At 59.0% G+C, this 11,238-nt stretch carries 12 protein-coding genes and 1 pseudogene; 7 read left to right on the forward strand and 6 right to left on the reverse strand.

Annotated elements, in window-relative coordinates:
- Window positions 1–32: 32 nt before the first annotated feature.
- Together AC1RT2_RS29185 and AC1RT2_RS29190 are read right to left on the reverse strand one after the other, a co-directional pair.
- Entirely contained in the window at window positions 33–335 is a 303-nt protein-coding gene (locus AC1RT2_RS29185; RefSeq protein ID WP_493107594.1) for a GYD domain-containing protein, read from the reverse strand.
- Complete coding sequence (locus AC1RT2_RS29190) at window positions 332–1,006, reverse strand: cysteine hydrolase family protein (protein WP_493107596.1); 675 nt, start codon at window positions 1,004–1,006, stop codon at window positions 332–334. The genes AC1RT2_RS29185 and AC1RT2_RS29190 overlap by 4 nt, the downstream gene beginning before the upstream one ends.
- A 108-nt stretch (window positions 1,007–1,114) precedes the next feature.
- Here AC1RT2_RS29190 and AC1RT2_RS29195 point away from each other — a divergent pair, with 108 nt between their 5' ends.
- Both AC1RT2_RS29195 and AC1RT2_RS29200 read left to right on the forward strand, forming a co-directional pair.
- The gene (locus AC1RT2_RS29195) at window positions 1,115–2,023 is read left to right on the forward strand and encodes a LysR substrate-binding domain-containing protein (protein WP_493107598.1); all 909 of its coding nucleotides are present in this window, start codon (window positions 1,115–1,117) and stop codon (window positions 2,021–2,023) included.
- A gap of 31 nt (window positions 2,024–2,054) precedes the next feature.
- Window positions 2,055–2,978, forward strand: coding sequence for a LysR substrate-binding domain-containing protein (locus AC1RT2_RS29200; RefSeq protein WP_493107600.1), 924 nt, complete (start codon window positions 2,055–2,057; stop codon window positions 2,976–2,978).
- Window positions 2,979–3,111: 133 nt separating this feature from the next.
- Here the strand turns inward: AC1RT2_RS29200 and AC1RT2_RS29205 are convergent, their stop codons facing one another.
- Together AC1RT2_RS29205 and AC1RT2_RS29210 are read right to left on the reverse strand one after the other, a co-directional pair.
- Complete coding sequence (locus tag AC1RT2_RS29205; protein WP_493107602.1) at window positions 3,112–3,822, reverse strand: YczE/YyaS/YitT family protein; 711 nt, start codon at window positions 3,820–3,822, stop codon at window positions 3,112–3,114.
- Between the two features lie 151 nt (window positions 3,823–3,973).
- Complete coding sequence (locus tag AC1RT2_RS29210; protein WP_493107603.1) at window positions 3,974–5,701, reverse strand: amidohydrolase family protein; 1,728 nt, start codon at window positions 5,699–5,701, stop codon at window positions 3,974–3,976.
- A 135-nt stretch (window positions 5,702–5,836) separates the two neighbouring features.
- On the opposite strand from AC1RT2_RS29210, the gene AC1RT2_RS29215 reads away from it, so the two are divergent.
- The 3 genes and pseudogenes from AC1RT2_RS29215 to AC1RT2_RS29225 all read left to right on the forward strand — a co-directional run.
- The gene (locus AC1RT2_RS29215) at window positions 5,837–6,739 is read left to right on the forward strand and encodes a LysR family transcriptional regulator (protein ID WP_493107604.1); all 903 of its coding nucleotides are present in this window, start codon (window positions 5,837–5,839) and stop codon (window positions 6,737–6,739) included.
- A 692-nt stretch (window positions 6,740–7,431) separates the two neighbouring features.
- Entirely contained in the window at window positions 7,432–7,782 is a 351-nt protein-coding gene (locus AC1RT2_RS29220) for a hypothetical protein (protein WP_493107606.1), read from the forward strand.
- Between the two features lie 72 nt (window positions 7,783–7,854).
- Window positions 7,855–8,112 (forward strand): annotated as a pseudogene (locus AC1RT2_RS29225) (transposase); the annotation flags it as partial.
- A gap of 11 nt (window positions 8,113–8,123) precedes the next feature.
- Here AC1RT2_RS29225 and AC1RT2_RS29230 read toward each other — a convergent pair.
- Window positions 8,124–8,396, reverse strand: coding sequence for a hypothetical protein (locus tag AC1RT2_RS29230; protein ID WP_493107607.1), 273 nt, complete (start codon window positions 8,394–8,396; stop codon window positions 8,124–8,126).
- 65 nt (window positions 8,397–8,461) lie between these two features.
- The gene (locus tag AC1RT2_RS29235) at window positions 8,462–9,814 is read right to left on the reverse strand and encodes an NAD(P)/FAD-dependent oxidoreductase (RefSeq protein WP_493107609.1); all 1,353 of its coding nucleotides are present in this window, start codon (window positions 9,812–9,814) and stop codon (window positions 8,462–8,464) included.
- A gap of 133 nt (window positions 9,815–9,947) precedes the next feature.
- Here AC1RT2_RS29235 and AC1RT2_RS29240 point away from each other — a divergent pair, with 133 nt between their 5' ends.
- Both AC1RT2_RS29240 and AC1RT2_RS29245 read left to right on the forward strand, forming a co-directional pair.
- Window positions 9,948–10,586, forward strand: coding sequence for a sigma-70 family RNA polymerase sigma factor (locus tag AC1RT2_RS29240; protein WP_493107611.1), 639 nt, complete (start codon window positions 9,948–9,950; stop codon window positions 10,584–10,586).
- Entirely contained in the window at window positions 10,583–11,236 is a 654-nt protein-coding gene (locus AC1RT2_RS29245; RefSeq protein WP_493107613.1) for a ChrR family anti-sigma-E factor, read from the forward strand. The genes AC1RT2_RS29240 and AC1RT2_RS29245 overlap by 4 nt, the downstream gene beginning before the upstream one ends.
- Window positions 11,237–11,238 lie beyond the last annotated feature (2 nt).

Below are 11,238 nucleotides of genomic sequence, written 5' to 3' on the forward strand. Positions count from 1 at the left end.
GCAAAAAACTGCAGGAAAACTAAACTGTTTGATCAGCCTACGGCGTTGAGAATCTGGCCGTATGTCTCGGTGTCGAATGCGGGGAGGATGAGTGGCTCGACATGTCCATCCCGGCGCGCCGTGAGCACGTATTGCATCATTGCTTCATTGTTCGGCATTTCGAAAACCTGCATGAAATCGTAGGTCCCAAGCAGAGCATAAAAGGCGATCGACCGCCCGCCGAGCGCTGCGACGCGGTCCTCGCTAACCTTCCGGCGCTTGGCGCTATCGGTCAGTTCGGCAAGCCCCTTCTGCGTCAGGCGCATCAGCGAAACGTATTTCTGGATCTCACTCATGCCTTGGAATTTCCCAGCTTTTTCAGGCCTTCGAGCACCGCTGCGGTATCTGTCAGCGCGCCGAAAATGCCGTTCTCGACGGTGACCATGTGCAGGGCAGCCTCATGGGCATATTGATCGCCGCTGGCGCAGGCATCCGAGATTGTCAGGCACTGGAAATTCCGGTCGCAGGCTTCACGCAGCGTCGTGTGAACACAGACGTCGGTGGTGCAACCGGAAAACAACAGATGCGTGATGCCCTGCGCACGCAGGACATGCTCGAAATCGGTGTAGGTGAAGGCGCTGTTGCAGGTCTTGTCGACAATGATGTCCTGCGGGCGCACATCGAGTTCGGGAACGATCTGGAAGCCGGGGCTCGATCGCAGCAGTGCCGTCGTTCCCTCAAGGCCCGACCGCTGCCGGCGCCATTTTTCGTAAGGGGTCATATCCGCGAGGTCTCCGCGGTAACCCTGGCGCGTGTGGATGATCTGGATGCCCGCCTCGCGGCAGGCAGCGATGAGCTGGTTTACTGCGGGAAGGATCGCGCGCAGCGACGTGGGATCATATCCCTGCTTGGCGAAATAGCCCGTGGTGGAAAGGAAATCCTCCTGCAGGTCGATGACGATAAGCGCCGTTTTGCGCGCATCGAGATTGCCGTCGTAGGGATAGTCGAATGGTTTTGCCGAGATCATGAACAAGCTCCTCTTTGTCGATGGGATAGCACCCCTGACAGTTTTAAAAAATCAATTTAAAATCACCGATATCGTTCTATAATGGTAAACGATCAGCCGGATATCCAGATGAGCCGCCTCCCGCCCTACCTGCAATATCTGCCCGCCTTCGAAGCGACTGCGCGCCTCGGCGGCGTGCGCCAGGCGGCGGAGGAACTGAACCTCAGCCCGAGCGCGATTTCGTTGCAACTCAAGAAGCTGAGCGATGCGACGGGCATCATTCTGTTCCGAAAGTCGGGCCGGAATGTTGCCCTCACCCAGGCGGGTAGGGATTTTTCGCAAACCGTCGCCATATCCCTGGGACAGTTGGACACGGCGACACGGGCATCGCGAAAACTAACGTCCGGTGACCAGCCCGCATCGCTGTCGGTTTCCGTGCCGACCGCACTTGGAATCGCCTGGCTGACTGCGACCATCGTCGATTTCGCGCAGTCGCATGGCATTTCCAACCTCACCATCAACGAGGCGATCACCGCTGCGGAGGTGGATTGGGCGGAGAACGACCTGGCTGTTGTCTACGACAATCCGCCGTTCACCGGAAAATATTGGCGCTCGCTCAGCGAGGTCCGGCTCTGTGCCGTGTGTTCGCCGACCCTGTTTCCGCGGCTCGACCTGCGCAATCGCGACAGGAAGCTGAGTTCCGTCGCACTGCTGCATGAAGACGACGGTGGGGAATGGGCAAAATGGTCCGTCGCCGCGCGGATCGCCCTTGAGGGCAATACCCGTGTCCGGGTGACTTCGGTCGCACAGGCGATCGCCTCCGCCGTTCAGGGCCGCGGCGTGGCGCTGGTCTCGGATGTGCTGACGCGAAACTATCTGAGCGAGGGGCGGCTTATCCAGCCGTTTTCCACCACGATCAATGCGGCCCGGGAATATTATATCGTCTGCCCGGTCGATCGTGCACACGACCCCGTGCTGCGCGCCTTGGCCGACCGCGTGGTCGAGCAGCTACGGCCGGGTCGCGACCAGAATGCCTGATCCGTTGAACATCAATTGAGAGAAGAGACCGATGGCGCTGCCACCCCTTCATGCATTTCGCGTCTTCGAAAGCGTCGCGCGGCTCGGCAATGTCAGCGCGGCAGCGGCGGAGCTGCATGTGACGCCCGGCGCCGTCAGCCAGCAGATCCGCGCGCTCCAGGTGACGCTCGGGGTCGACCTCTTTCAAAAACGCGGCCGGCAACTGGCTTTGACGCCGAGCGGAAGCCAGCTCCAGCGCGCGGTGGCCAGCGCCATGCAGGCGATCCACAACGGCGTGCGCCAGTTGTCGGCGCAAAACTATGGCGGAGCCACAAAGCGGGCCCTGACCATCTCCATCCCGCAGGTGCACGGCGTTGCGTGGCTTGCCACCCGGCTTTTCACCTTCATGGCGGAAAGCCCGAATTTCCAGCTGAATGTTCTCACCTCCAGCCATTTCCACGGCGTCGACTGGCGCAAGACGGATGTCGCGATTGTCTACGGCATGCCGCCATGGCCGGGCTTCTGGTGGCGCCTGCTACATGGTATCCGCATGACGCCGGTTTGCAGCCCCCAACTCCTGCGCGGACCGAACGCCATCCGCCAGCCCTCCGACCTCGCCTATCACCGCCTGCTGCACGAGGATGACGGCTCGCAATGGCGGCGCTGGCAGGCCGAAGCCCGCATTCCCTATGCGGGCGAATCCGACGTGCATTTCGACGACTTCGGCATCGTGCTCCAGGCGGCCCGAGACGGATTTGGCGTCGCACTCAGCGATGAAGTCGTGTCCGCACGCGATCTCGACGAAGGCCGGCTGGTGCAGCCGTTGCGCTTAAGTGTGCCCGCAGTCCACAATTACTATTGCATCTGCCCCGATGCGAAACGCGAAACCGCTTCGGTCAGCTCCTTCATCAACTGGCTCATCGAACAAGCGGCATCTCCGGTAGGACCACACGCCGAGCCACACAATAGTGGCTGAGCTCTTGAAAGGATATAAACCGCGGTCCTGCACCTTGGATATACTAAGGCATTGAAAGTGCTATGACTCGATGTACGGCTACGCATAAGGGCGCCCTTTCAGGGCGCCCTGGCCTCGGTCCGATTGATGATCTTTACTTCGCGGCGGTCTCCAGCGTGCCCGCTGCGGGCGCCGCCTTCCTCGCGTTCCATTTCTTGAACAGGAAGAAGTAGAGCTTGATGTACTGTCCGATCAGGATGGCGTTGATAATCGTGCCCTCGCGGATGAACTTGATCTCGGCCAGGAAGGCCAGACCGACCAGGGCGGAGGTGACCAGCAGCGTGCAGTCGAAACCAGTCTTGATGTTGCCCCACTTCCAGCCGGTGCGCTTGAAGATCGTGTTGACAAACATGTCGATCGGCATCAGCACGAGGTTGGCCCGGATCATCAGGAAGAGACCGAAGGCAAGCGCCGCATCGGCGAAGACCAGCAAGGCGACCCGTAGCGAATATTCCTCCAGCACGATGAACTCGGTGAGCTTGAGGTTGAAATCCAGGAACACCGCCAGCACGAAGGCCGGGATCAGCGACGCGAAGTTCTTGAATTTGAAGTCCTTCGGCAGCACCAGATAGGTCAGGAACAGCATGATCAGTTCGAGGATGAAATTGTACGTCCCCTGGCTGAGCGGCGTGTAGACCAGCGTCATGGTGCGCGTCAGGCTGCTCTGCGGCGAAATACCGACGCCCGCACGGATCGCCAGGCTAACGCCGAAGGTCAGGATGTAGATTCCCACTACATAGATGATCCAGCGCCGGGTAAGGCTGCCGGTATCGACGATTTCGGCTTCCGCCGCAGTGTGTGCCATGGTTTCCTCCCAAGGTGTTGCACGGGGCCTCCCGTTATCCCGGCCTTCCGCGCTAAATTTTCGTTTCCGCGGATGTCGGGGAACTCCACCTTCCCGTCAATCCGCAACTTTCGTGCCCGGCAGGCACCGAAGCGCCTGCCGGGTGTTCTCGTCAGCGCATCAATCGGAACCGGTGCAGCGAGATGAACAGACTGAGCAGCTTGTTGACGACCGGCTCGCCCTCATTGCGATTGCCCAAGTCTTCCAGGGCGGCATCGATGGCGCTGGCGGCAGTCATCAGCTCGGAGACGGTCATGTTCGCCATGACGCCATAGATATCGAGCGGCAACACCGCCTTTTCCGTCTTGTTCTCCGTGACGATGCAGGCGCCGGCATAGGTGTCCACCTGGCGGACGCAATGGCACATTTCCGCGCTGTCCTCGCCTACCACCACGAAATAGGGTTTCGGCGCCGGCCAGAAGGTCGCGACCGCGCCGCGATCGATCGATACGCCCTTGAACAGGCCATTCACTACATGGCGCTTGCCATCGGCATAGCGCTGGATGACCGAGAGGCGGCTGTACTTTACGCCGTCCACGACCAGTACGACCTTGCCGTCTTTCAGCGGCACCCAGACCTCCTGGTAGAATTTGGCATGGCCGCGGCCGTAGACGTCGAAGAGATAGACCTTGGCCTTGCTGCCGTCTTCGGAGACTTCCAACGGCACGATGTCGAGCTGCTTGTCCGTGAGGTCGGCAAGGCCGGGAACGCCCTTCTTGCACATGCCGGAATAGTCGATCTCGGCATTCTTCAGTAGCTTGCGGTCCTTCGCGACCAGCTCGCCATCCTTGAAGACATAGAGCGGATTGATCTTCGACAGGCTGTCGGTCAGCACGATATCGGCGAAGCGGCCGGGCGTTAGCGAGCCGATCTTGTCTTCCATGTGGAAGGAGCGCGCCGTGTTATACGTCGCCATCTTGATCGCGTGGATCGGGTTGATGCCCATCTCGGCGCAAAGTGAGATGATCCAGTCCATGTGGCCCATCGTCAAAAGGCGCTCGACGGAGATGTTGTCCGTGCAGAGCATGAAATTGTCGGTCGGCCACTTGCGGTCCACGATGGAGCGCAGCAGAACCTTGATCACTTCGCTTGACCCCACGCCGAACTTGATATGCGTCGGGAAGCCGTAGCGAATGCTCTTCTCGATGTCCTTCTCGTTCCAGACGTCGTGGTTGTTGGAGCAGCCGATGGCCGGCAGGTAGTTGAGGATCATGTCGGACAGCGCGGTGACGCCCCAATGGCCGTTCATGAAACCGCCCTTGGCGCGCAGCCAGGCCGCCTTCCGGAAATCGTCGTCATTGCCGGAGGAATAGGTGAAGTGTTCGAACTCACCGAGACCGATCACCGGCTCCATCTTCAGCACCGCTTCGGTGACGGGCGCCGCCGTCTTCTTGCCGGGCGCGAAGGCGTAGAGACGATAGGGCAGCCTCTCGTAATCCTTGAACAGGCTTTCCGCTGCCTGCACGCCCTCCTCTCCCGCCGCGCTCAAAAGATCGAGGCATTCGGAATAGATCGTCGTCGTGCCGCAAGGCACCATCGCTTCGGCGAGCGCCGTGGGGTGGGCAAGCTGGGATTCGAAGTGGATATGGGCGTCGATCAGGCCAGGAATAGCATAAAGCCCCTTGCCGTCGAAAACCTCCTTCACCTTCAGCACGCTCTCGTCCGGATTGAGCGCAATGATGCGTTTGTCGTAGACGAGGATCGAACCCTGATACACGGTCTCGCCGTGGACATCGAGGATGTTTAGGTTCTTCAAGAGAAGATCGGCTTCGCCCTCGCCGTTCAGGATGGCGAAGATCGCGCGCACCTTGTCGTAGTGAGCGGCTTCCACTGTATTCACGGCATTCCTCCACGTCAGTCTCGCTGGCTTTCTGCCCCGCGTTTTCCGAGGTCATAAGACGGGATTGCACCGCTTCCGAAAAGCGGTATTTTCTGCGCATAGTGTACGCTTTTCGAGAGCGCTTGAGGGGGGTAAATGTTGCATTCACGCGTATTGCGCTACATCGACGAGGTCGCGCGCTCGGGCTCGATCCGCGCTGCCGGCGAGCGGCTGCGCGTGGCGCCGTCGGCCATCAACAAGCATGTGTTGCAACTGGAGGAGGCGATCGGCGAGCCGCTGTTCGAGCGTCTGCCGCGCGGCCTGCGCCTGACACCGGCCGGTGAGATCCTCGTCACCCATGTCCGCCGCACGATCAAGGAATACAGCCAGGTCGAGGCTGATATCCGCGATATCAAGACCTTGCAGAGCGGTGAGGTGATCATCGCCACCATGAACGGCCTTGCCGGCGGCATCGTGCCGAAGGCGGCGGCGAGTTTCTGCGCCCGACACCCACGGCTGAAGATTTCCATCCGGGTTATGTTTGTGCGCGACATCGTGCAGGCGGTGCTCGACGGCGAGGCCGACCTTGGCCTTGCCTTCAACCTGCCGGCAACACCCCAACTCGAAACGCTGTGGAAAATGGACACGCGCCTTGGCGCCGTCGTCTCGCCCGAGCATCCGCTCGCGGGCATGGACACGCTGCCGCTGTCGTTCTGCGAACCCTACCCGCTGATCTTCGCGGAAAAGTCTATGCTGATCCACAGCATCGTCGCCGATGCGTTCGTCGAGGCGGGCCTTTCGGTGGAACCCGCCTTCCTTACGAACTCCATCGAGGCGATGAAATGCCTTGCCGCCGCCGGCGACGGCATTGCCTTCCTAAGCAAGTTCGATGTCGCTGAGGAGCAGCGCAACGGTGTGCTGACCTACGTGCCGATACGCGATCGCACCTTCGGTAAAAATACCCTCTCCCTTGTTCAACGCGAAAAAAGAAGCCGAGGTCTCGCCGCTACGATGTTCGCCGAGGAGCTTGTCCGTACGGTCCGAGCCGTCGTTGAATAGAAAAACGGCGGACTGTTATGTACGTCGGCCTGTCATGTGATTGAACAGTGAAGTTTGACCACTTTCTGCGCGGAAAGGTGACCCCGCTCTGGGGAGATTAACATGCCGATCAATCGTTGTTTCACCGGTGTGGCTGGTGGTACCTAACGACCAGATCGACGACCGCCACCTTGTTCCCAGGAGTAAGGGTGGCAAGATCAAAATGCCTTTGCAACGGATATGCCACAGCCACATACATGCAGCCTTCACGGACACACAGTTGGCAAAGAACTTCTCCACGATCTCAGCTATTCTCGAGGTCCCGCAATTCAGAAGTTCGTCAGTTAGGTAAAAACAAAACCACCTGGCTTCGGTGATGAAGCAGAGGAGCATGGACGACGTCACTGAGAATTGGCTACGAGACTATGCGCGTTAGGCTTGATTTAAGATCGCCAGCAATTTGTCCGCCCGATTTAATGCTTTGACACTCTCTCCTAGTAAAGCATCGATGCGGCATACTTCGCCTTGAGGGGATTAGGCCGTGAACTCACAATTGAGTGGTATAGGCTATGCAAGTTGGCTAATCGTAATGCATGTTAAAGTTTGTCAAATTGCAACTCGGCCAGGGTTGGGTGGCCGATCCAAATGCCCCAGAGCCGCAGGTTTCAGTTGAGGCCTCCTCCGCCAACGTCCGCTTCCGCTCGTAGAGGGTCGTGGACGACAAAACGCCGACGGGTATTCTCAGGGCTTTGGGCCTGTTTTCGAAGCCCAGTTCGAAAATTGAAGAGACATGGCGCACTTTGAGATTTGCTGGTTGCAGCCGCTGGCGCTGGGACAGCACCAATGATCATGAATGGTATAAGGCAGACGGCCATGGCCGCTACAGCGGTGTTGCACCTCGTTGGGGCGAGTTCTATGAGTTAATCGGTCCTGACCCCGACCGCGATGCCGTGTCTTGGGAAAAGATCGGAGCAGACACAGCCAGTTCTCGGCATTTTCTATATTATTTCCGCGATGAAACGCTCGAATTCATGGCCGAGGATTGGTCGTTTTTCCCAAGTTGACGGACTAGATCGGCGCTCCCACTCCAGTTTCGAGCCTTTCCTGTCGTCGCATCACCTGATTCAGATTCAGGGATGAGCCGTTATGATCTGACCAACTTTGAATGGCGCATGATTTCGCCACTCCTGCCTAACAAGCCGCGAGGCGTGCCTCGCGTCGATGACCGACGGGTGCTCAACGGCATCTTCTGGGTTCTACGATCAGGTGCCCCATGGCGTGATTTACCAGAAAGATATGGTCCGTACACAACTTGCTATAATCGATTCAGGCGTTGGACCATTGCTGGCATCTGGGACAGGCTGATGGAGGCAAGTCGGTCGGCCGCCTCCGGGCATCGACAGCCTCACGGCGCGTGTGAGAGTATGTGAAAGGCCATAGTCGCGTCATTGAGCATGTCGTTCTCTTCCAGCTTCTTCTTCATCTGCGCGTCGAGTTCACAATCGACTTTTTGTGCGAAGCGGAACCTGGTGCGTCCCTCTTGTGTCAGATGCAGTCGTCTCGCTCCTCGATCAACAAGCTCAGCGGCGGCAGTGACGAGGTTGCGAGTCATCAGAGGTTTCAGGTTGGCAGAGACGGTCGGTGGATCGAGGCCGAGTGCAAGCTTAAGGTCACTCATCTAACCTCAGAGTGTTCTGCTTCCGATCGGAGTGCGTCCTTAATTGCCCAGAAAGGATCGCACCATCAAACCGTGGCGTAAGACGCCTGGGCAGATTGCCAATTAGGGAAGATCCGATCGGAATGCCCCGGCACTGACCACGGCCGTTCGGAGCCACCAAGGGCTTCGCCGACAGCAAGCCCGGCCTGGATGGCATCCTCGTGGAAACCAGAGCCAAAATACGAGCCGCAGAACCATGTGTTCGAGTGACCCTGCAACGACCAGAGCTTTCTTTGGGCAGTAAGCGTGGCGTTGTTGAAGAGCGGGTGCTTGTAGACCCCTCGCCATAGAACCTCATCATCTGACGGGTCCTGCAGAGGGCAAAGTGTCACGAACAACGGCCGTTCGCTAACAAGACCTTGCAGGCGATTCATCCAGTAGGTCACGCACGGTTTGTGCCGCTGGGCAACTCCTTGGCCAGAGCGCGCGAGATAGTTCCAGCTCGCCCAAGCACGTCCACGCCGCGGCATCAGAAGGGAATCACAATGGAGAACCGTTTCGTTCATCCCGTAAGAGAACGAGCCCAGTATCTCAGTCTCGCGCTCCGACCGGTCAGCCAGAAGGTCGAGCGCCTGGTCCGCATGGGCACCGATGACAACGTGATCGAACCATTCCGGCTCGGCACCCGTCACGGTTATCTCCACAGCTCCGTTAACCCGACGCACGGAGGAAACCGGCGCATTCATTCGGATGCGCTCACGGAACGATGCGGCTAGACGATCGATATAGGCGCGACTGCCGCCATCCACCGTGCGCCAGATGGGGCGACGGAAAAACTTCAGTAGTCCGTGGTTTTCGCAAAAACGAACGAAGGAAACGGCCGGGTAGTTGCCGATCTCGAGCGCTGGCGTTGACCAGATCGCCGCTGCCATCGGATAGAGGTGGTCTTCTCGGAAGGCGGTGCCGAACCCGGCGCTATTCAGATAGTCGTCGAGGCTTGCTGACGGATCGAGACCACGCACGCCGTCAGGCGCCTCACGATAGAAACGGACGAGGTCACGCAGCATCGACCAGAAGCGTGGGCTCGCAATGTTGCTGCGCTGGGCGAAAAGACCGGCAAGATTGGTACCGGAATACTCAAGCATGCCATCGTCCATGGAGACCGCAAACGACATTTCGGAAGGTTTCGTCGGCACATCGAGGTGGCGAAACAGCGCCGTCAGATTGGGATAGGTCATTTCGTTGTAGACGATAAAGCCGGTATCGACGGGCACACCACCCGCGTCCACTGTGTGGCAATGGCCGCCGATGCGGCCAGCCGCCTCGAAGACCGTGACGTCGTGGCGCTTCGAAAGCAACCATGCGGCAGAAAGGCCGGCAATACCCGTGCCCACGATGGCAATTTTCAAGGAGCGGTCGGATTGGGCGAAACGGTGCATCGGTCTTCCTGCGGCTGTCGATTTGCTACCAGACATTCTGTAGGATCTACGAAGACAAAGCCCGGCCGGATCACCCCCGCCCGAGCTTCCAGGCCCGGTGATCCGCTTCTCAGAAGACGCCGTAGAAGGATGCATGAATGAAATTTCGAGCCCCGTTGAGATTGAGTACAAACAAGGTGTGCCTTCAGGCCGACGGCTTGCCGTGGTGAGTTCAAGGGATAGGCAACAGACGCCTTCGCCTGATGCGCTTGTCGAAATGATGACGCAGATCTCACAAGGCCGCGACCGCCAGGCCTTCGCGCTGCTATTCCGATATTTCGGACCGAAGTTGAAGACCTTCTTCCTCCGCTGGACGATCTCGTCTTCCTCGGCTGAGGATCTTGTGCAGGAGACGATGCTGACCGTCTGGCGCAAGGCCTCCTATTTCAATCCTGAGCGGGCGGGTGTCGCGACTTGGATTTTTACGGTGGCGCGCAACATTCGAATTGACCACTTACGTAAGCAGCGTGACCCTACCGCTCTGCCGCTCGAGCCCGAAAGCATGCCAGATACCGTAGAGGACGGGTTGCTCGGAGCAGAACGGGACGCACAGGTGCGCGAGGCCCTGACCGCCCTCTCGCCAGAGCAACAGACGATCATTCGTCTTTCGTATTTCAGCGAGAAATCGCAGAGCGAAATCGCCTATGAGTTAGGTATTCCCCTCGGCACAGTGAAATCTAGAACACGCCTAGCCATGAACCACCTACGCGCGCTGCTGGAAAACAAGCCATGACCACCACACATCACGCAACCGATGAGACCCTGATGCGCTTTGCCGCCGGCACGCTTGCCGCGGGACCGGCCATCGTGGTCGAGGCGCATCTGGCAACCTGCCCTGCCTGTCGGGCCCGCCTTAGCAACTTCGAGACGCTCGGCGGCGCCGTTTTGGAAGAGATGGAACCCACCCCGCTTTCTGCAACGGCGCTGAACGGCGTGCTGGCGATGCTCGACGACGACGAGGGGGCGGCCGCCATCGCGCCGCCACCGCTGGCACCCTTGGAAATCGGCGGCATCCGCCTGCCAGAAGCACTGCGTGGTTGCGATATAGGCCGCTGGCGCTGGATCGGTCCCGGTATGAAAATGAGCCGGGTGGGCGTGCCGCAGGATCCTGATGCCAATCTCATTCTGTTCAAGGTGGGCCCCGGCCGCGCCCTCCCCGATCACGGGCATGTCGGAACAGAGTTCACCTACATTGTCTCCGGGTCGTTCTCCGACAAGTTCGGCACATTCCGTCCCGGAGATCTTGCCGAAATGGACGAGGACGTAGAACACCAGCCCGTCGTCGACAGGGATTGTGACTGCATCTGCCTCGCTGCCATGGAGGGCAAGATGCGCTTCAAGAACGTCATTGGCCGTATGTTGCAGCCGATCTTCGGGATTTGAGC

It is taken from the genome of Shinella sp. GW821-FHT11G07, from assembly GCF_058808115.1.